The sequence below is a fragment of the Nocardia sp. NPDC051787 genome, from assembly GCF_040681325.1.
In the GTDB taxonomy this organism is placed as follows: domain Bacteria; phylum Actinomycetota; class Actinomycetes; order Mycobacteriales; family Mycobacteriaceae; genus Nocardia.
This window is the reverse complement of record NZ_JBFAYO010000022.1, coordinates 50,096-71,491: the sequence shown is the minus strand read 5'-3', so window position 1 is coordinate 71,491 and position 21,396 is coordinate 50,096. Positions and strand designations below refer to the sequence as shown.

Genomic DNA, 21,396 nt, shown 5'->3' with positions numbered 1-21,396 from the left:
ACGAATCAGTCCCGCACGGTGATGCCGAGAGAATGCGCGAAGACGGGCGCGAGGTCCATCAACTGCACGTGGGTGATCGTCGCGCCACGCAGACTGTCGAGCCCGTCGCTGACGTCGAGGGTGGTCGCACCGCGCAGGTCCACCTTCGCCAACCGCGCATTGCGTAGCGACAGCCGGACCAGCGCCGAGCCGGGCACCGTGAGGTCGGTCAGCGTGGCGTCGGCGAAATCGCAGTCGCGCAGCACACAGTCGACGAAGGAAACGTCGCGCAACTGTGCGCCGCGGAAGTTGACCGAGTCGAATTTGCAGCCTTCGAAGCGCACCCGGCGCAGGTTCGCACCCGCCATATCGACACCGGACATCGCGCCCGACACCACCTCGCCGTCCAGCCAGGCGGTGTCGGCCAGCTCGGTGCCCACCCAGCGGACATGGCGCAGCCACACATCGCTGAAGCGGGTGTAGCGCAGGCTTCCCCGGGTGATGGCGACCGAGGTGAACACCGACTCGCTGAATCGGGCGTGCCGTACGTCGGGATCGTCCAGTTCGCCACCGTCCACCCGGACACAGTCGTAATCGCCCTCCGCCTCGAGATCGCCTTCCGGAGCGGTGAGGTACCGCGCGTAGGGCAGGTCGTCGAGTTCGCGCGCCATGCGCTCCTCCATTTCGTCGCGACGATCGGTTCAGGTCGAGTATTCCGGTGCTCCATGACAAGTTCGGTGACGCCGTTCAGACCGCGATCACGTACAGGCGGGCGCAGCGAATAAGCAGGTTGCTGGGGCCTGAACCTTTCGGAACCCGTACGCTGCCGGTACGAGCGCCATCAATCGCGAACGGGGGGCACCAGATGATCGTGAACAGGTGGACGGGTGTCGAGGTCCGAGCACTGCGCGTGCAGGCACTGCGCCGTAGTCAGCGTGAGTTTGCCGAAATGACCGGGTTCTCGGAGGCTGTCGTCCGGAAGTGGGAGCGCCGAGGCGCGACCATCAGCTTGGCTGGCGAATTCGCTGCTGGGATGGACACGCTGCTTCGGCATCTCGACGACGAGCAGGCGGCCCGTTTCCGTACAGCGCTCCGCATCGATCCGTCCGTTACCGTCGGTGCCGACTACTCAGCTGCGGCTGTAGAGGCTCGGATCTCGGATCTACGTCGAGCGCTCGACGCTCACGACGTGCCGGATGACGGCCCGATACGGTCGGTCGAGCTTCTGCGCAACGCCGTCACCGCCGCGGTAAATGACCGTCTGAATTCCAACTACCTTCGTCTCGCCTGCGAACTTCCCGGGCTGCTCGGGGAACTCCATCGCGCTCGCCTTGTTCGTCCTGAGGTAGAAGTCGATCGCCTTCTCGTGCAAGCCTATCGCGCAGCGGATGCCATTGCCGACAAGTACGGCTATTACGACTTGTCGGCCCGAATCATCACGATGATGCAAGATACGGCAGCCAGAACTGGCGACGAATTGCTCGGTGCTGCGACAACATATAGGCCGGCGTCCGTGCGCATACATCAGGTATCACTCGGCGTGGAGATGGGCGATGCTGGTGCGGCACTCGCGGCGGCTTGCGACTGGGCACCGTCCGGTCAGGTACCGGCAGAACGACGATCTCACTTCTATATCGACGTGGCCCGTGCGCACATGTTGGCAAGGCAGCGCGATAACGTGCTCGGCGCACTCTATGAAGCTCAATCAATTGCACCGCAGCACACGGGTAGTCACCCGTTGGTGAAGGAGCTGCTGACACTTCTCTAACCTTGCTGATCCAAGAGTTCGACCAGCTCGTTTAGGGAATCAACCACCCAATCCGCGATTCCGTGCCGACTCACCTCGTCAGCCCACAGGTGGCCCCACGGCCCTCGGCGGATAAGTGCGCATCTCAACCCGGCTGCGCGGGCCGCGACGATGTCGTTGTCTCGATGATCGCCGACGTACACGATTTCCTTGCGTACTCCAAGCGCAAATCCTGCGACGCGGTCGAAGAAGGCGCTGTCGGGCTTTGCGACACCCCATTCTCCCGACGTGGCAATGCCATCACATGGCAGTTCCAGTGCCCGCAACAATGACGCGGCTCGCACCGTTTGATTCCCCGCGATGCCAACCCACACTCCGCGTTCTCGGAGAGCCGACAGTGCCGGACGCACGTCCGGATACAGGTCTTGTTCCTGAATATTCTCGCCGCGTCCAGCATCTTCTCGGAGCTGCCGCTCGCGCTCCAGGTCAAATCCTGGTTGGAAGTACTGGAAGGTCTCAGCGTTGTTGCGGCCTGCAGCTGTCACCGCGCCGAGTACTGCCGAGAAGGTGTGACGCGGTACGCCGATCCAGTCCGCCCATGCACCGAACTCCCGCGTGTCGTCCAGCAACGTTTCACCCACGTCGAAAACCATGGACCGAATCAAGCAGATCTCCCAGCTAGGATCGACAGCGCTACGACTGAATGTCAGTCTACGGACTCAGCTCAGGCGCTGCGCGAACCTTCCAGCAGGGCTGGTTCGTCCGATTCGCGCGATCAGCGCAGGGTACGGATCCAGCGGCGGGTGTCGGCCGGATCGATGACGTCGTCGATTTCCAGGACCGTCGCGGCGGTGAGCGCTTTGCCGTTGGCGTAGGCGAGCTGGACCAGGTTGTCGAACGCCTCCTGACGCTTGTCCGGATCGTCGATGGCGGCCAGTTCCTTGGCGAACCCGAGACGCACTGCGCCCTCCAGACCCATGCCGCCGATCTCCCCGGTGGGCCAGGCGACGACGAACCGCGGCGCACGGAATGAGCCCGCGGCCATGGCTTGGGCGCCGAGGCCGTAGCCCTTGCGCACGATGACGGTCCCCAGCGGCACCGACAGCGCGGCGGAGTCGATGAACAGCCGGCTGAACTTCGTGACCGTGCCGTCCTTCTCCGCGTCCGGCCCGACCATGAAACCCGGTGTGTCGCAGAGCGATACGATGGGCAGGCAGTGGGCGTCGCACAGGCGCAGGAACATGCTGAGCTTATCGGCTGCCGGTGCGTCGATGGCGCCGCCGTGATGGTGGCAGTTGTTGGCGACGAGGCCGAACGGCCGTCCTTCGACGCGGATCAGCGCGGTGACCATCCCCACCGCCCAGTCGCGGCGCAACTCCAGCACCGACCCGACATCCGCGACGGCCTCGATCGCGGCGCGAATGTCGAACGCGCGCAGGCGGTTCTCGGGGACCACATGCCGCGCCAGCCGCGGGTCCGGCGCGGTCCAGTCCTCGATCGCTCCCTGGAAGTAGGCGAGGTAGCGGCGGGCGATGGCGACCGCTTCGGCCTCGTCGGCCGCGACCACGTGCACGACACCGTTGCGGCGTTGCACGTCGATCGGCCCGATGTCCTCCGGGGCGTACACGCCGAGCCCGCCGCCCTCGATCATGGCGGGACCACCCATGCCGATATTCGCGTCCGGGGTGGCGATCACGACGTCGCACATGCCCAGCAAGGCGGCGTTGCCCGCGAAGCATCGTCCGGACACGATGCCGATCAACGGAACCCGGCCCGACAACGCACCCATCGCGCGGAACGTGGTGACATCCAGTCCGGAGATACCGGGGTAGTCGGTGTCGCCCGGTCGACCGCCACCGCCCTCGGTGAAGAAGACCACCGGAAGGCGCTGCTCGCGAGCCAGTTCCAGCATGCGGTCGGTCTTGGCGTGATTGCGCATGCCCTGGGTGCCCGCCAGCACCGTGTAGTCGTAGGACAGCACGACCGCGCGCGATCGGCCGGGACCGAACGGCTCGGCGTTGACGGTGGCGACGCCCGCGACCAGCCCGTCGGCGGGGGTGTTCGCGATCAGGTCCTCTTGGCTGCGCCGCAGGCGCTGCGCGGCGACCGCGAGCGCCCCGTACTCGACGAAGCTGTCCGCGTCCACCAGGTCGGCGATGTTCTCGCGCGCCGTCCGCCGCCCGAGCCGATGGCGTTTCGCGACCGCCTCGGGCCGGGATTCGTCCGAGCCGACGCGGTGGCGGGCGCGGACCTCGGCGAGATCGGCGCGCACGGCATCCAGATCGACCACTGCCACGTCGGCATCCTCGCCGTCATGATCGGCGGCGACGAAGGTCAGCAGTGGCGCGTGCGGGTCGACGACCGCTCCCGCCGCCACGACGTGGCGGCGCACGCACAACGCTTCTTCTGCTCGCACGACATGCTGCATCTTCATGGCCTCCAGCACCGCGACCTCGCCACCGGCGGCCACGACGGCGCCGGGCTCAGCAAGAGTCACCACGGTGCCGCCCATCGGCGACAGCACCGCCTGCTCGTCGTCGGCCAGTGTCACCGCCTGAACCTCGACATCCAGGACGGGTGCGGACGGCTGCGCGGCGCTCGCGAAATCGTCGGCGCGCCGGACCAATTCATCGACGTGCCGCTCGAACCACGCAGTCGGCACCACGCCACCCTCGGCCAGTTCCGCCAGCACCGCGCGCAGCAGGGCGACGTTGGTGTCGACACCGGTCACGGCGATCTCGGCCAACGCGTCCGCGCAGCGGCGCAACGCGGCGGGATAGGACGGGCCGGACGCGATGATCTTGGCCAGCAGCGAGTCGAAATGCGCACCTTGCCGCATCCCGGCGAACACGGCCGTGTCGACGCGCACGCCGCTGCCGGTCGGTGCCGTGAAATGGGTGATGGTGCCGGTTCGCGGTAGCACGTCACCGCCCGCCGTGACGGTCTCGGCGTTCACTCGCGCCTGCACCGCGTAGCCACGTGCCGCGCCGGGGTCGGACAGCCTCAGATCGGCCAACGTCCGGCCCCGCGCGAGATCGCACTGCACCGCGACCAGATCCATTCCGGTGACCGCTTCGGTCACGGTGTGCTCGACCTGCAGCCGTGGATTGACCTCCAGGAACCACGCTTCGTCGCCACGCACAAGGAACTCGACGGTGAGTACGCCGCGACACCCGACGGTTTCGGCGATCCGAACGGCCCACTGATGCAACCGATCTCGCAGCATCGCGGCGAGCTCGGGAGCGGGCGCCACCTCGAGAAGTTTCTGCTGCCGACGCTGCACGCTGCAGTCGCGGTCGCCGACGCCGGCCGCCCGTCCGCCGTCCGCGACGATCTGCACCTCGATGTGGCGGGCGTCGGTGACCAGCGCTTCCGCGTAGACCGCGTCGTCGCCGAATCCGGCCAGCGCCTCGGCTCGGCACTGCGCGAAGGCTTGCGGCAGCGACGCCGCGTCCCGGACCACGCGCATCCCACGCCCGCCGCCGCCCGCGGCGGCCTTCACCATCACGCCTCCGGGGTATGCGGTGAGCAGCGCCGCGATTTCCGCGATTTCCGCACCCCGACGGGTCGCGGGGATGACCGGGACACCGGCGCTCTCGGCCGCGGCCCGGGCGGCGGTCTTGTCGCCGAAAACGCGAAGTGCCTCGGGCGCCGGTCCCACGAACACGAGGTCGGCAGCGGTGCATGCGCTCGCGAATTCCGCGCTCTCGCTGAGGAATCCGTAGCCGGGGTGGACCAGTGCGCCCGGTCCCGCCTTCCTCGCCGCCGCGACGACCGCCGCCACGTCCAGATAGGCGGCGGCTCCGGCACCCGGCAACACCACGGCGTCGTCGGCCAGGCGGACGTGCAGCGCGTCCTGTTCCTCGGCGGTGTGCACCGCCAGGGTTCGCCAGCCACGCTCCCGGGCGGTGCGCAGAATCCGGACCGCCACCTCTCCCCTGTTCACCACGACCACGTGCATGCGGCCAGTGTTATTGACGTTGACGTCAACGTCAATCCCGACGACGATGGTGCTCGTGACCCAGTCCACTTGGTCGGTGCGCGCCGCCCGGGAGCGTTCGCATACCTCCCGGCACCGCGACCTGCTCGACGCCGCGGCGCGGGTATTCGCCGAACGCGGCTACGACAACACCACTGTCGCGGCGATCACCGCGGAGGCGGGCGTCTCCCGCGCGACGATGTATGTCTATTTCGCCTCCAAGGAGGAGATCTTCCTCGCGCTGGCCGCGCGGGTGCGGGACGACTTCCTCGCCGCCCAAGAGCCGGACATCGAAGACGACGACCCGCGAGCGATGTTGCGCGCCACCATCGCCGCGTCCGCCGCCGCGGTCGCCGCGGCGGGACCGCTGTTGCGCCTGATCGACGAGCGCGGCGCGGTGGACCCGGAGGTCGCGGCGCTGTCCGAGGAGATCACCGAACGCCCGATCCTCCGCTTCACCCGTTACCTGCAACGCCAGCTGGAAGCGGGCCGCATCGCCCCGGTGGCGGCGCCGCGCATGATCGCCGAAACCGTCGGCTACGCGCTCACCGCGGGCATCCTCGCCCGACGCACCGCCGACGAACGCAGCCGCGCCGAATATCGCGACGCGATCGGAACGGTCGCCGAAACGCTGCTGGGCCTATAGTCACGACTCCCGCGAACCGGTCTACGCGAGCTGACTGCGGTAGCGGCGGGCACCTCGTCGTGCGCGCCGCCGCGCCGAAACGCCGAGCCGCGCTCAGGCGCTGCGCGAACCCTCCAGCGGAGGCGCAGTGGTCGGCGACTTCTCGGCCTTGGTGAAGGTGAGCACCCCGTCCTCGAGCGCACCTTTGCGCAGCAGCTTGCGGTCGCGGAAGTAGTTGTTGATCACCTGCCACGGGCCGTTGGTGCCCTGCCGCGGCATCACCGCGTCGCCGCGCTTGATATAGCCGGAGGTCAGCGCACCGCCCATGACCGAATCCGATCCACGGTCGCCGTCGCGGGCGATGGCCTCGACCCGGGTGAATCCATTGGCCTTCATGTGATTGAGCACGCGGCAGAAGTACTGGGCCGCGAGGTCGGCCTTCAGCGTCCAGGAGGCGTTGGTGTAGCCGAGCACCATCATCGCGTTCGGTACGCCGTCGAGCAGCGCACCCTTGTACACCACCCGGTCGCGGGTGACCACCGGCTCGCCGTCGATCTCCAGGCTCATGCCACCGAGCATCTGCATGCTCAGCCCGGTAGCGCTGATCACCAGGTCCGCAGGTAGCTCCTCGCCGGAAACCAGGCGGATGCCCGTCTCGGTGAACGTCTCGATGCGGTCGGTGGCGATGGACGCCTTGCCGCTGCGCAGCACCTTGAACAGGTCGCCGTTGGGCACCACGCACAGGCGCTGGTCCCACGGGTTGTAGCTCGGCGTGAAATGGCGCATGTCGACATCCGCCCCCACCTGCATGCGCACGGCGCCGAGCAGCAGCTTCTTGGCCGCCTCCGGATTGGTGCGGGAGAGCTGGAAGCTGGCGCGCTGCAACGCGATATTGCGGGCGCGTCCCATCTGGTAGACGAGCTTCGCGGGCACTTTGGCCAGTTTCATACCGACCGCGACCGGATCGTCGGCGGGCAGCGGGGCGATGTAGGTCGGCGAGCGTTGCAGCATGGTGACGTGCGCGGCCGCGTCGCTCATCGCGGGGATCAGCGTGATCGCGGTGGCGCCCGAGCCGATCACCACCACCCGCTTGCCGGCGTAGTCCAGATCCTCGGGCCAGTGCTGCGGATGCACGATCTGGCCGCCGAAGTTCTCCTCGCCCGGGAAACTCGGACGGTAGCCATTGTCGTAGTCGTAGTAGCCGGTGCAGCCGACGAGGAAGTTACTGGTGTAGCTCTCGGTCTCCCCGGTTCGCTCGTCCAGAGCCTCGACCGTCCAAGTGGACGTCGTGCTCGACCAGCGGGCGGTGGTCACCTTGCGGCCGAACCGGATGTGCTCGGTGACGCCGTACTCGGCGGCGGTCTCCTCGATGTACTGCCGGATGTGCGGCCCGTCGGCGAGCACCTTCGTGCCGTGCCACGGGCGGAAGCCATAGCCGAACGTGTACATGTCCGAGTCGGAGCGAATGCCGGGATAGCGAAACAGGTCCCAGGTGCCGCCGATGGCGGTTCTGCGCTCCAGGATCGCGTAACTGCGCCCGGTCTTCTCCATGGTGAGATGACAGGCCATGCCGATTCCGGACAGCCCAGCGCCGATGATCAATACGTCGACATGCCGCGTCATTGAGGTACTCGTTTCGTTCGATCAGCCCGCACACCGTTGAGCGCACGCGTGCTGAGCCAAGGGTACGTGTTATTCGTGGTTACGTCTAGTCACGAATCAGCACACGGACGCCCGAATAGAAACCGGCCTGGTCGCAAACCGTGACCCGCGGCCGCCCAGCGCCCAGAATGGATCACTGCGGCGCGCCCACCAGGCGCACCGCCACCTTCCAGCGACACTCCCACGGCAGGCTGCTGCTGAACGTGGTGCCGTCGCGGCACGGGGTCGCCGTAGTATCGGCCGAATTTCGGGCGGATATCAGGTGTGACCGGAGTACGCCGGGAAGGGGCAATGGCTGGCTAGACATGTGGATTCTGGTTCCAGATGAATTTGAGCGTCACAGTGTGGCTTGAGGGCTCTGGATCCAGACGAAAAGTGGCGTCACTCGGGTGGGGGCAGGGGATGTGTCGTTGTTCCGAGCGATGGGTTGGAAGGTGGTCTGGTGAGGGCCGGGTCAGTAGTCGGCGAGCGGCAGTTCGTCGCTGGAGACGCCACCGAGCAGGATTTGGAACCGTTCGAGGTGGCAGCACAGCTCGTGGAGAGTGAAGCCGGGCGCACCGACGAACTCAATGAACGCGGCAGTGACTCCAGCGCCCGCGCGTTGGAAAGTCTTGGGGGAACCCGAGCATCTCGGCCAACTCTGCGGCGTTGGGGGCATTGAGGTGAAATGCGTTGTCCGCCATGGAGCCAACAAAGCACCAAGTGCGTGCCGGTTGCGGTGAGATCATCGAAGCAGCTGGCTCGAACAGCGCCCCGGTGATGGCCGTTAGCGGCTTCACCGGGGCGAATTCAGGGCCGGTCGTTACGAGGTTGCGACGGGGCCGTCGGCCCAGAAGTCGCGGGCCAGACCGCGACGCTCGCGCCACAGGGCGGACTTGTCGCGGAAACCGGTGACGCCTCGGCCACGATCGGCGTCGGTGACCTGCCAGACGCCGTTGACCGCGCCGGTGAGTCCCGCTGAGAGCTTCTCGAACGCCTGCGCTGTCTTGAGGTCGGCTTCGGCACCGTTGTCGATGATGAACTTCAGCTGACGCGCGGCCTGCTGATTCTTGCTCAGCAGGACAGTGACCAACCGCTCCACCTCAGCGTCGAGGTCTTTGTCGGCTACGACCCTGTTCCACAGGGTGAGTTCGGCTGCGCGGGAGGCCGGATGCAGGGCACCGAGAAGATTGATCTCCTTGGTGAGGCGCCGACCGATGAGCCTGGTCATGCGGGTAGTGCCGCCCCAGCCGGGAGTGATGCCCACATCCACCTCTGGCATTCCCCATTTCGCGCTCTCGGCAGCCACGACGAAATCGCAGGCCATGGTGATCTCCAGGCCGCCGCCGACCGCGAAGCCATCCACCCGCGCCACGGTTAGTTTGTCCAGAGCGGCGAGAGTGTCGGCCATGTGCTGGTAGCCGGCGACACGTCGCATGATCTCGTTCGCGTTGCCCCACCGGTGCATCTCGGTGATGTCGTCCCCGGCGCAGAATGTCCCGCCCGCCCCCGCGATTACCAGCACCTTGATCGTTGCGCTGTCGCGCACGGTCTCGAGGGCGTGAATGAACTCATCGGACAGCTGTATCGACAACGCATTACGTGCCTGTGGGCGATTGAGCGTGATCGTGGCGACCGGACCGTCCGTATCGAAGATCAACTGCTCATACGGTGGTGCGACACCGTGCGCAGACGGTGGCGATGCAGGTACCTGACTGGCTGTGGTCATGCGAACCCCTTCGCTTTGGTAGGTATCGAATTGCTACCTACAGCTAACCATGAGTAGGTATCGAAACGCAACCATGTAGTGTGGGGGCATGCAGACATCGGTACCGCAGCGGCGTGATTCGGTCGCCGCAGCATTGGACGAGGTCGGGGACCGATGGACATTCCTGGTGTTGCGCGAGTGTTTCTTCGGGGTGCGGCGTTTCGCCGATTTCCAGCGCAATACCGGGGCGGCGAAGACGATCGTGTCGGATCGGCTCGGCAAGCTAGTCGATCACGGGATCCTCGAACGGCGCCGCTACAGCGACCGGCCACCGCGGGAGGAATACCGGTTGACCGAGAAGGGCCGCGACCTCTACGGAGTAACTGTCGCCTTGATGCGATGGGGAGACCGCTGGGTCGTCGACCGGCCACCGCTGATACTCACCCACACTGCCGACGGTGGAGCAGTCGAACAGGTACTGCGCTGCACCCACTGCGGAGATCACCTGATCGCCAGCGATATCGCCTACGAAAACGGCGATCCGGAGATAGCCGACGATCAGGATTCCGAAACGGCATGACCCTGCGAGGGCTGCACATGCGATAGCCGCAGCCCGCGAAGAACGTGCTCTAGTATGGGGTCGCCGACTGGTCGAATTTCGGGCGGATACGGCGTAGCTGCTGGTCAGTGGGTGCGGGAAGTGCCGGGGCCGATGAGGCTGGTCAGTTCGCGCATGGCCTGGGGTGAGGGTTTGAAGTAGCGGCGCAGGTTCTCGGCCTTGCGGTGACGTGACTTGGCCATTAGTTCGAGCAGGCTCGCGCCGGATTCGCCGAGGTGCGTCAGGCCCGAGTGCCGGAGTTCGTGCAGATCCCATCCGGTGCCGGGCTCGTCGGTGGCGGTGGCGGCGTCGAGTAGATCGCGGGCTTGGTCGTAGGACAGCCGTGCGCGTCCGGTGTCGGGGCACAGGTCGCGGTCGGCGAGGTATTTTCCGGGCCCGGGCCGGCGGTGGGTGATGAACACCGGTCCGTGGGTGCGGCCACGGATCAACCGGGGCAGCAGCCGGGCGGTGCCGGCGTCCCAGTACACGGTTTCCAGGACGTGTTCGTGGTGGGTGGCGCCGCGGCGGCGGGTGCGAGGCTTGGCCCCCTTGGACTTCACCCGGGCGCACCGGCCCGCCAGGTCGAGGTCTTCGATGTTGAGCTGGAGCAGTTCCTCTGTGCGAGCGCAGGTTTCATACAGCATCCGCCACAGTGTCTTCTCTCGCAGATGGATCTCGCGGCGGGAGATGAGCCGGTCGATCGTGGTCCGCGAGCGCACTGGTGTCTCGGAGTCCGGCGGGGTCGATCGCGTGGCCGACGCCGGGACCGCGGGGGCGTGCCCGCCTTGCTCGCGACACCAGGCCAACCACTTGGACACGGCCGCGCGGCGGGCGTTCCAGGTGTTGACCGCCGCACTGCCCCACAGTGTTTCGAGGGCTGCGCCGATCTCGTCGTCGGTGACCGAGTCCAGGGCCCGGCTGGGGCCGGGCAGTCCGTCCGGATCGCGGCCGTCGAGCTGGTCGACGGTTTTGACGACCGCGATGCCGTAGGCGCGGCGGGTGTTGCCGGGCCCGATGGTGTCCAGGAACGCCTCGCCAGATCCTCGCAGAGTGCGGGGCGCGGCGGTGTGGATCCGGGTCACAGTTGCCGCCATCGATGCCACCTCTCCGCTCCGCCCCGGATAACGGGGCCGGGTCGTGTCGTCGCCGTGACGGCATCGCCGCAGGCGGTCTCTGATGATACCCCGGATAACAGGCCGTTATCACGGGTTACCCATGCCCGCGGCGTTCACTCACCCGCGCGGAGGTATCGCCGGTAAGCCCTGCCGTCATGCCGGGGAGGTTTCGGTGCGGGAGAGGGCTCGTTGCAGCAGGTTCTGAAGCATGTCCTGTTCGGGCTGGGTCAGCCCGGTGATGAGTGGTTGCTCGTTCAGGATTTTCAATAGTTTTTCCCGGAGCGCAGCGCCTTCGGGGGTGAGGGCGAGCTGTTTGGCTCGACGGTCGGTGGGGTGGGGGTGCCGTTCGAGCAGTTGCAGGGCTTCGAGTTTGTCGATGATGACGGTGGCATTGGAGGGTTCGCAAGTCAGCCGCGCGGCGAGTTCGCGCTGGGTCATCGGACCGGTCAGCTCGCGCAGGGCAGTGGCTTGGGCGACGGTGAGACCGAGTGGGGTCACCCACTCGCGCATGCGCGCATTGTTCTGCAAGTCCAGCTCGTGGATCAATTTACCCAGCTCCCACTGCGCCGCCGCGTGTGAATCCGACATCGTCATGCATCCCACACTAGCAAAGTACTTCAAGCCATGATATACATGGTTTACATCATTCAAGCCATAACAATATGCAGCGTGCATGCGACACCTCGAGGAGTGGAGCCCTGTGGACCTGAATCTCACCGACAAGACCGCCGTGGTCACCGGCGCCGGCCGCGGTATCGGACTGGCCACCGTCCGCACCCTGATCAACGAAGGCATCCGGGTCGTGGGCGCCGCACGCACCATCACACCCGAACTGAAAGACACAGGCGCACACACGGTTTCGGCTGACCTGAGCACCGCCGACGGAGTCTCCGCCCTCATCGAGGCTGCTCTGACCGAATTGGGCGGCATCGACCTGCTTGTCAACAACGTGGGAGGCGGGGAGGCCACCTTCGGGTTCCTCAACAGCAACGACGCCGAGTGGACCAGCGTGTTCGACCTCAACGTGCTCAGCGCGGTCCGCACCACCCGCTCGGCCTTGCCCAGCCTCATCGAACGCCGGGGAGTGATCGTCAACATCTCCTCCACCACGGCCCGGATGCCCGCGAACGCCCCGGCCTCCTATAGTGCGGCCAAGGCGGCCCTCACCGCGCTCGGTAAATCCCTGGCCGAGGAATTCGGCCCTCGGGGGGTCCGGGTGAACACCATTTCCCCCGGTCTGGTCCGCACCTCCGTCTACGAAGGCCCGGCTGCCGCGGCCGGTCAGAACCTGGACGAGTTCGTCCAACAGATCGTGAAATCCCAAAACATCACGACCGACCGGATGACCGAGGCCGAGGAAGTGGCGACTTTGATTGCGTTCCTGTTATCCGATGTCGCAGCGAATATCACCGGTGCCGATTACGTCATCGACGGCGGTGGTGTGAAAACGGTCTGAACTGCAAGCATTCCGACGAATTGCGATCAACTCTCGGCCAATCCGGCTTGCATGCCGGTCGAGCTCGGTACTGCCGAGGGCTGCTGTCTCCTCACCCTAGGCGACAGCAGGATCAGCTAAACCCCCGATGGTATCGGTCCTGCTCAATACCTACGTCATCAACGTAAAGGAGTTCACTCATGAAACCGTTCACGTTCAAGGCCACGACCCATTCGACCGCGCCGGCGAGTATCGGTAAGCCGGTCGGCTCGGCGGTGATGGAGGCGGTGATCGACGAGCCGGGGCCGGTCGAGGTCGACACAGTCGGCACGGATTGGGAAGCCAACCTGTCGGGATTGCTCAATCTGAAACATCCCAAAGCCGTTGCGGCGGGACTGAAGGAACGCAAAGAGCCGATCAAGATCTACACCCATGTCGTCCGGCATCCCGCGCACGGCTTCTTCCTGGTCGACACCGGCGTATCTCAGCGGCTGGTGGAGGATCCGACCGGCGTGGGGGTCGGATTCATGTTGAAGAAATACGGAGGCATCGACAAGATGAACCCCCGGCCGAGTACTGCACAGGTCATCGAAGCGCAGGGAGTTCCCCTTGCCGGGGTTTTCATGACCCATCTGCATCTCGATCACGTCTCCGGGTTTCCCGACATTCCACTGGATGTCCCGGTCTACACCGGCGCCGATGAAGCCGAAGCCAGACTGTTTTTGAATGCGGTCGCCCAGGGAACGAACAATCACCTCCTGGAGGGAAGGCCGCCGCTTCAGGAACTTCAGTTCGAGAGAGACCCGGACGGGAAACTCGCAGGAGTCAACGATGTCTTCGGCGACGGCTCGTTCTTCGCGATCCTGACCCCGGGACACACCATCGGACATCTCTCGTTCCTGGCCCGCACACCGGACGGTGCGGTACTCATGACCGGCGATGTGTCCCATACCCGTTGGGGTTGGGAGAACGACGTCGAGCCGGGAACTTTCTTGGCCGAGCGCGATGCCAGTCGTGAAAGCCTGCTCGCCTTGAAGGCACTGAGTAAGCGCCACCCGAAGATGGACGTGCGATTGGGCCATCAGGCCTGAACCCGGATACATCGCGATATGGCCGCCGTGGCGGCGGACAGATCCAGCATTTCAACCCACAATCATGGAGGACAGACACATGTCTAAAGTCGTCGGGCCCGCCGAGCGCACTATTGACGCTCCCGCGGACGAGGTCTACCGGTACCTGGCGGACATGCAACTTCACTCTCGGTTCCTGCCGCGCCCCTTCTACGACTTCCAAGTCGAGAAGGGCGGCGTGGGTGCAGGCAGCGTCGTCCGATTCAAGATCGACTTTGCCGGCGGCGTCCGGGAGCTCCGGATGCAGGTCACCGAGCCGGAGTCGGGCCGAACCCTGGTCCAAACTGACACAGGCGGCTCCGGCCTCGTCACAACGTTCACCGTGACCCCGCAAGGCAAGCAGACGCTGGTGAACATCACCTCCAGTTTCAACGGCGAGACCGGCGTCGCCGGCTTCGTCGAGGGGATCATCGCGCCGCGCAGGTTGCACCACATCTACGTCAAGGAACTCGCCCGCCTCGACGACTACGCCCGCGAGCAGCGCGTCGATCGGTAGGACATCAGCCCTGGGCGAAACACAACCCCGGATTCGCAGATCGAGAAGAGAAGGAGAGAATGACCATGACCGATACCTTGGAAGATGTAGCCGACCGGATGGCCATCACCGAACTGGTCCACCGTTACGCCCGACATGTCCATCAACACGATCGCCGCGATACCGAGATGATGGCCTCCTGCTTCACCAAGGACGCGGTGATGGAGTTCGACGGAGGGGTTTCTCGGCGAGTGAGCGAGCTCGGACTGACAGGCCCCAATGATCCCGTGATCCTGCGGAAGGTGGATGGGCTCGACCGGGTCGATCTTTCCACCACTGCCGCGACCAATGTGAGTGTCGAACTGCATGGTGACACCGCCACGGTCGAGAACATGGCGGTGACCACCCTCGTCGGCGAGCGCGACGGCGTCCCGGCAATGCGCGTGCGGGGCCTGCGTTTCTATGACGAGGTGGTCCGTCGCAATGGGGAATGGAAATTCGCCCGTCGCCGTCACAGTCTGTTGTGGGCGTTTGCGCCGACGCCGACCGGCGCGGGCGAGTAGTAACGCTTCTTCACCGCTCCCCGAGCCGAATTTCGATGCGGGCCAGTGTATTCCGGCTCGTTCACCGGCATCATCGGATGCCTGCCGTGAGCACAGCCCCTTCACGCGCATCACGGCCCTGCAGGCGAGCCTACGTGATCGTGCTCGTCCAATCCCCACGATGTGTTTCACCGTGAAAACGACGACAGAATGTCGGCCACCGGAATTGGTTGGCCTGCATCGCATTTGGAGCTAATCATGACAGACATCAAGCCCAGCCTCGGCCGGTTCGGCGTATTCGTACCACAGATGACCCCCGACCAAGCGAAAGACATCGAGGCGCTGGGCTACGGCGCAGTCTGGGTGGCCGGGTCACCGCCTGCCGAGCTGGACTGGGTGGAACCGATCCTGGAGAACACCACCACGCTGCAGGTGGCGACGGGTGTCGTCAACATCTGGAGCGCGGAGGTGGGACTGGTCGCCGAGTCGTTTCATCGAATCGAGAAGGCCTATCCCGGGCGCTTTCTGCTCGGTATCGGCGTCGGCCACCCCGAGGCGGACCAGGAATTCCGCAAGCCTGTCGACGCGGTCGATGACTACCTCGACAAGCTCGACGAATACGCAGTACCGAAGGGGCGCCGCGTGCTCGCTGCGATGGGACCCAAAATGCTCGAGCTGTCCGCGAGCCGCACGGCTGGTACGCATCCGGCCAACACCACACCCGAACACACCGCACAGGCGCGTCAATCGCTCGGCCCCGACGCGTTCATCGCACCCGCACACAAGGTTGTGTTGAGCACCGACGGGGAGAAAGCCCGCGCAGTCGGCCGCAATGCACTCGATATTTACCTCGGCCTGAAGATTTACCTCAACAGTTTGAAGCGACTCGGCTTCACCGACACCGACCTCACCAAGCCCGGCAGCGACCGTCTCGTTGATGCACTCATCTTCCACGGCAGCGCTGAGGCGGTCGCGAGTCGGCTGACAGAGCACCTCGACGCCGGCGCCGACCATGTGCCTGTGCAAGTGCTCACCGAACCTGCAAACCTCGTCGCGGCCCTCGCCGAATTGGCCGGACCGCTCGGCCTGAGGTAGGTGGACGCCAGGTCGCGGTCAGCCGGGGTGGGTATCGGAACGTTGTACGGACACTTCCCGACCCGCCGCGCACTGATCGCCGCACTACTGACCGACCGCAACGATGCGCTGTTCGCCGAGGGTGACCGGCTGCTCGAAAGCCCGGCCGACGCCGACACCATCAAGACGTGGATCCGTAACGTCGTCGAGCACGCCGCCACCTACCGAGGTCTGGCGGCCGTGCTTGCCGACAGCCTCGACGACAACGCCAGCGAACTGCACGAGTCGTGCCTGCGCTTGAACCAGATCGGCGAACAACTCCTCGAGCACGCCATCCGGTCGGCAGCCATCGGACCCGATGTCACCGCCGCTGACCTGTTCACCCTTATCAACGCCGCAGCTTGGACTTGTGAGCACGGCGGCCAGAGCAAGCACATCGCCTGATCGCCATGACCGTCGACGGCATGCGCACGCACAACCCCTGGCCGAGGTCAGAATAGGGTGTCGCGGACGCGTAACGGCCGGTAGCCGGTCGGGCCCAGCTGGGCGAGTTCGGCGTCGATGTCGACCTCGATCGCGCCGAAGAAGTTGATGTTCTCGCTGTGCGCCGGACTGATGTGCGCCAGGACATCGTCATCGATCCGGCGTCCGGCTCGGCGCATCTGATCGACGGCGAGCCCGTAATACTCTGTGGTCCAGGCGATCACAGCATTGGTGGCCAGGGTCAGGGACCAGGCTTGCTCGGTTTGGTCATCGAGCTGGCGGGCGCGGATCATGCCCTCGTGCGCGTACAGCAGGTCCCGCCGGAGAGCGTGGAGGGATTCGCCCTTGTTGAGCTGGCGGGAGATCTTGCGCCGGTAGTCCGGGTCCGACAGGTAGCGGGCGGCGTAGACGGTACGGCGCAGGGCCCCGTACTCCTTGAGCGCGGTGGCGAGGGTGTTCTGGCGCCCGGAGGCGGACAGCTTGCCGACCAGAAGCGAGGCGGTGTCGTGCCCGAACTTCAGCGATCCCGCCAGCCGCAGCAGATCGTCCCAGTGCTCGGCGATCAGCTCGAGGTTGGCCCGCCGCGCCATCAGCGGTCCGGCGTGCGGGAACCGAGCCTCGGTGTCGCGGCGGGGGCCGGGCCGGTACAGGGTGATCTTCCCCAGATCCCGGATCCGGAGCGAGAGCTGCATACCGAGCAGGTCGAACAGCCCGAAATTCACCAGGGTCACGCCGTGAGTATCTGTTGCGTGTTCGGTGATCGGCAGATCCGTTGCGTTGCCAAGGATTTCATCCAGCACGTAGTGCGCTTCGCGTTTCGTGGCAACGATGATCTTCGTGCCGTACGTGGCGTGCTGATCGGTGACATGCGTGTAGGTCGACAGCACCCGGCCGCCGTGGATGACCATCTCCCGGGCCGAGGTCGACTTGCCCCGCACCGGGAACCGCTGCCCATCCGACGACGACAACGTGCCGACACCGAACACCGCGGTCAGCGGCAGCCGCTGGTGGTAGTCGATGATCGCCAGGTTCGCCGCGCGCAGGGTCTCTTCCCGCACATACCATTCCGCTGTCCACGCCAGAATGTCGTAGGAGATGCCGCAGGCTTCGGCCATACGGGTCAAACCGAGGTTCGTCGAGTGCGCCAGCAGCACCGGGATGAGATTGCGTTTGAGTTCCGGGGTGCGGGTCTGCTTGCCCGAGGCGTGAGTGAAACAGTCCAGGTAGCCGGTGCGTTTGTCCAGCTCGATCAGCAGCGACACGATCGGCGCGAACGGCAGCATCTCGGTCAGCTCCGCCTTGAGCGAAACCGCCTCCGCGGGAACGTCTTCGGCGGTCAACGGCGAGATCACCAGATCCCGGGTCTCGTCCAGGCGCACCGGCCCGTCCCCGTCGGCCAGCACCGCCTCCAGCTCACCGATCGTGCAGCTCGTCGGTCACCGCGGCCAGGGCCTCGCCCGGGTCGGAGGGTTTGCCGACCAGGCGGCAGAACTCGGCTCGCTGCGGCGTCCATTGTTCGGCGGTGAGCAGGTAGGCGGCCGGATCGGCGTAGCGGCGCGAGCCCGGCACGTACACGTCCCCACTGCGCAGTCCGTCCCGCAGCCCCAGCAGCACGCACAGCTCCCAGCAGTGCCGATACGCGGTGGCACTGCCCGATTTCCTGGCCTCCTCGAGGTAGCCGCGCCACTTGGCCGGAACGAACCCGTCCGGCGCTTCGTCGAACACCTTGCGGCGGCCGGTGGCGTTCATCTCACGCAGCATGTCCACCGCGATCAGCAACTCCGTCGCCGCGGTCCCACCCGCGAACCGCACCGCCGACAACACCGCCGGAGTGAACTGCCGCAGATAGTTGTACGACGAATCCAACGCGGCCAGATGCCCGTGATCACGCGGAAGCCGCGGCTTGGCCTGCGCGATCGCCGCCCGCAACCGATCCCACCCGATCGCATCGCCGCGGATCAGGCCACCGATCTCCTCATCGCCGATCTGCGGATCGGTGACAATGGCCAGCAGCTCATCGAGGAGGGCTTGACGGTCCTCACCGGATTTGCCGCGCTCGGCCAGCTCCTGTTGCATGCGCCGCTCCGCTTGGCCGAACTTCGCCGAGATCGCCTGATCGAACAGCGCCACCACCTCATCGAGCACGTCGGTGGCCGACTGCGCCAGCACCGTCAGCAGGATCGGATACCGGCGCTGCGGCTCTCGCCGCTCCAAAGCCTGCGGAGTGAGGCGGCGGCCCATCGTGGCCAGGAACCGGCGCCGCTCGGCAGGCAGCACCGACATATCGAGGCGATCCGCGCCCATCCCGCGCAGGAACCCCAGCTTGTCGACCTCGGCCTTCACCGCCTGCGCGGAAGCCTCCACCGGGCCGGTCGATAGCCACCGCAACCGCGATACCCCGAGCGAAGGATCGGTGACCACCAGCGAGTCCAGCTCCGTGCACCGCGCAGGGGTGAACTCGTGCGCGAGCCGGTCGTAAGTCTCGGTCTGGGCCTGATGGCGAGCATGTGCGACTCGTTCCACCACCGTCACCGGGCCCGGCCGGATCACCCGAGCCGAAATCAAATACTCACACGCCAGCCGGAACAGCAGCGTCGGGGAATCGTGCTCCATCGCCCGCGCCAACAGGAACTCGTCCAGCTCCTTCGACTCCAACGGCCCGGCCGGCCGCCAGCCCAGATACTGCGCGGCCAGCCGCACATGCTCGGTGCGGGTCTTGGCACGCTTGCCGTACGAGCCGATCTGGACTGGATCCACCCGAAGCTGCTCTGCGAGCCGGGCCACCGCCACGGGCGGTGCCGTGGTCAACCGGTCCGGAACGAAACCCAGCCACGGCAACGTGCACAACGCAATCGACAGGCCCAACCGATCCGCCGGACCCCGGCCACGGCCCGGATCCACGAACGCCAGATCAGCCGGAGTCAGCGTGAAATACCGGAACAACTCCTCCCGGCTGATCTCCGGGAACCCCCGCAGACGCTCCAACTCCTCGTCCGCGAACACCCGCGTCGCCACGAACCCCAACCTCCAGCACGCTGCCGATCAACCCTCATCGGCAGCCAAGCCAAGCACCAACCACCCGACCCCGCATCCCGAACGCGAAAACCCTGCCCTACCAGCCCACTACGCCATATCCGCCCGAAATTCGGCCGATACTACGGCGACCCCGGCACCCGAATCGAGAGCCTCGATTCGCCGCCGCCACGCCGTTCGCCGTCGTCCAGCAGCTGATGCGACCATGCGCTCGGTGCGTTTCCGCATCGACCGCAACACCCCAGTTAACAGTGCGCCGCTCCCCGCGACGAGAATGGTCTACCGTTCGGCTCACCAGCCGCGACCGACCGATCGTTCTCGTAAGGGAGTCATGACCACCGCATCAGCCCGGCGATGGCGCCGCCGCCTGCCCGACACGACTACCCAGGCAGGCGCGCCCACGCTGGCGCGCAGGCTGGGACGACTCGACCTCACCGCCATGGGCGTCGGCACCATCGTCGGCGCGGGAATCTTCGTGATCACCGGCGTGGCCGCCGCCGAGAAGGCCGGGCCCGCCATCATGCTGTCGTTCGCGCTGGCCGGAACGGTCTGCGTGCTGGTGGCGCTGTGCTACAGCGAACTCGCGGCCATGGTGCCGATCTCCGGCAGCGCCTACACCTACACCTATGCCACGCTCGGCGAAGGGCCGGCGTTCCTGGTCGGCTGGAATCTGCTGCTCGAGTTCGTGATCGCGGGCGCCGCGGTGGCGATCGGCTGGTCCGCGACCACCGTGTCGGCACTGGATTCACTGTTCGGCGTCACCATCCCCCACACCCTCACCGCAGGGCCCAGTGAGGGCGGCGTGGTGAACCTGCCCGCCGTGCTGATCATCGCCGCCGTGGTCGCGGTGCTGGTCGGCGAGGTGACGTTCACCGCGCGCATCACCAAGGCGCTGGTTGGCGTGACCATCGGTGTGCTCATGCTGGTGGTCGCCGTCGGCGCCCCACACGCGGACGTGGGCAACTGGACGCCGTTCGCGCCGTTCGGGATCGGCGGCGTCATCGGCGGCGCGGCGATCGCGTTCTTCGCCTTCCTCGGCTTCGACGTCGTTGCCGCCTCGGCCGAGGAAGCCCGCAACCCGCGCCGCGACGTGCCGTTCGCCATCATCGGCACGGTGCTCATCGCCACCCTGCTCTACTCCCTGGTCAGCGCCGTGCTCACCGGCATGACGCCGTTCGCGACGCTGAACAACAGCGCGCCGATCGCGACCGCGTTCAAGGCGGTGCGCATCGGCTGGATCGGCGACGTCATCGTGATCGCCTCGATCATCGCGCTCACCAAGGGCCTGCTGCTGATCGTCTACGCGCAGGTGCGGCTGATGTTCGCGATGTGCCGCGACCGGCTGCTTCCCTACGGGCTCGCGGCAACCGGAAAGCGCGCGACGCCCGTGCGGCTGACGCTGCTGCTCGGCGCGGTCGGGGCCGTCATCGCCGGTCTGCTGCCGATCGACATCGTGGTCGAGCTGGTGAACATCGGCGCGCTGTCTGCGTTCGCGGTGGTGTGCGTCGGGGTGCTGGTGCTGCGCCGCGTGGAGCCGGATCGTGAACGCCCGTTCCGCACCCCATTCGTCCCGCTGGTGCCGATCCTCGCGCTGATCGGCTGCGTACTGCTCGCAACTACCCTCGAAGGACTGACCTGGGTGCGATTCGGCGTGTGGGTGCTGGTCGGCATCGCGGTCTACGTCGGGTACGGGCGCAAGCGCTCCACGCTCGCGGGGGCCTAGATCTGCGCTGGGTCTGCAGCATCCACGTTGGACGTTGCAGACCCGCCACCCCGCGCATCGAATCCGCGTCAGTCCCACCACAGGCGCCACCACGGTCTCATCAGCGACT

The 21,396-nt window shown here is 66.1% G+C and carries 17 protein-coding genes and 1 pseudogene; 10 read left to right on the top strand and 8 right to left on the bottom strand.

Annotated elements, in window-relative coordinates; genetic code table 11:
* Positions 1 to 5: 5 nt before the first annotated feature.
* Positions 6 to 650, bottom strand: coding sequence for a pentapeptide repeat-containing protein (locus AB0M45_RS22900; RefSeq protein ID WP_364332602.1), 645 nt, complete (start codon positions 648 to 650; stop codon positions 6 to 8).
* Positions 651 to 844: 194 nt separating this feature from the next.
* Between AB0M45_RS22900 and AB0M45_RS22895 the strand changes: the two genes are divergently transcribed.
* The gene (locus tag AB0M45_RS22895; RefSeq protein WP_364332599.1) at positions 845 to 1,747 is read left to right on the top strand and encodes a hypothetical protein; all 903 of its coding nucleotides are present in this window, start codon (positions 845 to 847) and stop codon (positions 1,745 to 1,747) included.
* On the opposite strand, the gene AB0M45_RS22890 is transcribed toward AB0M45_RS22895, so the two are convergent.
* Together AB0M45_RS22890 and AB0M45_RS22885 are read right to left on the bottom strand one after the other, a co-directional pair.
* Positions 1,744 to 2,379: an HAD family hydrolase gene (locus AB0M45_RS22890; protein ID WP_364332597.1), complete on the bottom strand. Its 636-nt coding sequence runs from the start codon at positions 2,377 to 2,379 to the stop codon at positions 1,744 to 1,746. The two genes, AB0M45_RS22895 and AB0M45_RS22890, sit on opposite strands and share 4 nt — an antisense overlap.
* Positions 2,380 to 2,501: 122 nt before the next feature.
* Positions 2,502 to 5,687: a carboxyl transferase domain-containing protein gene (locus tag AB0M45_RS22885; RefSeq protein ID WP_364332594.1), complete on the bottom strand. Its 3,186-nt coding sequence runs from the start codon at positions 5,685 to 5,687 to the stop codon at positions 2,502 to 2,504.
* A gap of 55 nt (positions 5,688 to 5,742) precedes the next feature.
* On the opposite strand from AB0M45_RS22885, the gene AB0M45_RS22880 reads away from it, so the two are divergent.
* Positions 5,743 to 6,351 carry a helix-turn-helix domain-containing protein gene (locus AB0M45_RS22880; RefSeq protein WP_364332591.1) on the top strand — a complete coding sequence of 203 codons (609 nt, stop codon included), beginning with the start codon at positions 5,743 to 5,745 and terminating at the stop codon, positions 6,349 to 6,351.
* A 93-nt stretch (positions 6,352 to 6,444) separates the two neighbouring features.
* Here the strand turns inward: AB0M45_RS22880 and AB0M45_RS22875 are convergent, their stop codons facing one another.
* Together AB0M45_RS22875 and AB0M45_RS22870 are read right to left on the bottom strand one after the other, a co-directional pair.
* A complete protein-coding gene (locus AB0M45_RS22875) occupies positions 6,445 to 7,953 on the bottom strand; it encodes an NAD(P)/FAD-dependent oxidoreductase (RefSeq protein ID WP_364332588.1) in 1,509 nt (502 codons plus the stop codon).
* 841 nt (positions 7,954 to 8,794) lie between these two features.
* Complete coding sequence (locus AB0M45_RS22870) at positions 8,795 to 9,700, bottom strand: enoyl-CoA hydratase/isomerase family protein (RefSeq protein WP_364332585.1); 906 nt, start codon at positions 9,698 to 9,700, stop codon at positions 8,795 to 8,797.
* 88 nt (positions 9,701 to 9,788) lie between these two features.
* Here AB0M45_RS22870 and AB0M45_RS22865 point away from each other — a divergent pair, with 88 nt between their 5' ends.
* Entirely contained in the window at positions 9,789 to 10,259 is a 471-nt protein-coding gene (locus tag AB0M45_RS22865) for a helix-turn-helix domain-containing protein (protein WP_364332582.1), read from the top strand.
* A gap of 104 nt (positions 10,260 to 10,363) precedes the next feature.
* On the opposite strand, the gene AB0M45_RS22860 is transcribed toward AB0M45_RS22865, so the two are convergent.
* Positions 10,364 to 11,371 carry a site-specific integrase gene (locus AB0M45_RS22860; protein ID WP_364332579.1) on the bottom strand — a complete coding sequence of 336 codons (1,008 nt, stop codon included), beginning with the start codon at positions 11,369 to 11,371 and terminating at the stop codon, positions 10,364 to 10,366.
* Between the two features lie 174 nt (positions 11,372 to 11,545).
* A complete protein-coding gene (locus tag AB0M45_RS22855; RefSeq protein WP_364332576.1) occupies positions 11,546 to 12,043 on the bottom strand; it encodes a MarR family transcriptional regulator in 498 nt (165 codons plus the stop codon).
* A gap of 22 nt (positions 12,044 to 12,065) precedes the next feature.
* Between AB0M45_RS22855 and AB0M45_RS22850 the strand changes: the two genes are divergently transcribed.
* The 6 genes from AB0M45_RS22850 to AB0M45_RS22825 all read left to right on the top strand — a co-directional run bounded on the left by AB0M45_RS22850 (position 12,066) and on the right by AB0M45_RS22825 (position 16,492).
* A complete protein-coding gene (locus AB0M45_RS22850; protein WP_364332573.1) occupies positions 12,066 to 12,848 on the top strand; it encodes an oxidoreductase in 783 nt (260 codons plus the stop codon).
* A gap of 179 nt (positions 12,849 to 13,027) precedes the next feature.
* On the top strand, positions 13,028 to 13,918 hold the full coding sequence (locus AB0M45_RS22845) for an MBL fold metallo-hydrolase (RefSeq protein WP_364332570.1): 891 nt from the start codon (positions 13,028 to 13,030) through the stop codon (positions 13,916 to 13,918).
* 79 nt (positions 13,919 to 13,997) lie between these two features.
* Complete coding sequence (locus AB0M45_RS22840) at positions 13,998 to 14,453, top strand: SRPBCC family protein (protein WP_364332567.1); 456 nt, start codon at positions 13,998 to 14,000, stop codon at positions 14,451 to 14,453.
* 65 nt (positions 14,454 to 14,518) lie between these two features.
* Positions 14,519 to 14,995, top strand: coding sequence for a nuclear transport factor 2 family protein (locus AB0M45_RS22835; RefSeq protein ID WP_364332564.1), 477 nt, complete (start codon positions 14,519 to 14,521; stop codon positions 14,993 to 14,995).
* Between the two features lie 237 nt (positions 14,996 to 15,232).
* The gene (locus AB0M45_RS22830; protein ID WP_364332785.1) at positions 15,233 to 16,069 is read left to right on the top strand and encodes an LLM class F420-dependent oxidoreductase; all 837 of its coding nucleotides are present in this window, start codon (positions 15,233 to 15,235) and stop codon (positions 16,067 to 16,069) included.
* Positions 16,070 to 16,096: 27 nt separating this feature from the next.
* Positions 16,097 to 16,492, top strand: a complete 396-nt coding sequence (locus AB0M45_RS22825) for a hypothetical protein (RefSeq protein ID WP_364332561.1) — start codon at positions 16,097 to 16,099, stop codon at positions 16,490 to 16,492.
* Between the two features lie 47 nt (positions 16,493 to 16,539).
* Here AB0M45_RS22825 and AB0M45_RS22820 read toward each other — a convergent pair.
* Positions 16,540 to 19,546: pseudogene (locus AB0M45_RS22820) on the bottom strand (Tn3 family transposase).
* 349 nt (positions 19,547 to 19,895) lie between these two features.
* On the opposite strand from AB0M45_RS22820, the gene AB0M45_RS22815 reads away from it, so the two are divergent.
* The gene (locus AB0M45_RS22815; RefSeq protein WP_364332559.1) at positions 19,896 to 21,287 is read left to right on the top strand and encodes an amino acid permease; all 1,392 of its coding nucleotides are present in this window, start codon (positions 19,896 to 19,898) and stop codon (positions 21,285 to 21,287) included.
* The last annotated feature ends 109 nt before the right edge of the window (positions 21,288 to 21,396 follow it).

What these genes read in the sequence shown, in the direction of transcription:
- AB0M45_RS22900 (WP_364332602.1), bottom strand. Translation starts at nt 650, where the DNA reads ATGGCGCGCGAACTCGACGACCTGCCCTACGCGCGGTACCTCACCGCT.
- AB0M45_RS22895 (WP_364332599.1), top strand. Translation starts at nt 845, where the DNA reads ATGATCGTGAACAGGTGGACGGGTGTCGAGGTCCGAGCACTGCGCGTG.
- AB0M45_RS22890 (WP_364332597.1), bottom strand. Translation starts at nt 2,379, where the DNA reads ATGGTTTTCGACGTGGGTGAAACGTTGCTGGACGACACGCGGGAGTTC.
- AB0M45_RS22885 (WP_364332594.1), bottom strand. Translation starts at nt 5,687, where the DNA reads ATGCACGTGGTCGTGGTGAACAGGGGAGAGGTGGCGGTCCGGATTCTG.
- AB0M45_RS22875 (WP_364332588.1), bottom strand. Translation starts at nt 7,953, where the DNA reads ATGACGCGGCATGTCGACGTATTGATCATCGGCGCTGGGCTGTCCGGA.
- AB0M45_RS22870 (WP_364332585.1), bottom strand. Translation starts at nt 9,700, where the DNA reads ATGACCACAGCCAGTCAGGTACCTGCATCGCCACCGTCTGCGCACGGT.
- AB0M45_RS22865 (WP_364332582.1), top strand. Translation starts at nt 9,789, where the DNA reads ATGCAGACATCGGTACCGCAGCGGCGTGATTCGGTCGCCGCAGCATTG.
- AB0M45_RS22860 (WP_364332579.1), bottom strand. Translation starts at nt 11,371, where the DNA reads ATGGCGGCAACTGTGACCCGGATCCACACCGCCGCGCCCCGCACTCTG.
- AB0M45_RS22850 (WP_364332573.1), top strand. Translation starts at nt 12,066, where the DNA reads ATGCGACACCTCGAGGAGTGGAGCCCTGTGGACCTGAATCTCACCGAC.
- AB0M45_RS22845 (WP_364332570.1), top strand. Translation starts at nt 13,028, where the DNA reads ATGAAACCGTTCACGTTCAAGGCCACGACCCATTCGACCGCGCCGGCG.
- AB0M45_RS22840 (WP_364332567.1), top strand. Translation starts at nt 13,998, where the DNA reads ATGTCTAAAGTCGTCGGGCCCGCCGAGCGCACTATTGACGCTCCCGCG.
- AB0M45_RS22835 (WP_364332564.1), top strand. Translation starts at nt 14,519, where the DNA reads ATGACCGATACCTTGGAAGATGTAGCCGACCGGATGGCCATCACCGAA.
- AB0M45_RS22830 (WP_364332785.1), top strand. Translation starts at nt 15,233, where the DNA reads ATGACAGACATCAAGCCCAGCCTCGGCCGGTTCGGCGTATTCGTACCA.
- AB0M45_RS22815 (WP_364332559.1), top strand. Translation starts at nt 19,896, where the DNA reads ATGACCACCGCATCAGCCCGGCGATGGCGCCGCCGCCTGCCCGACACG.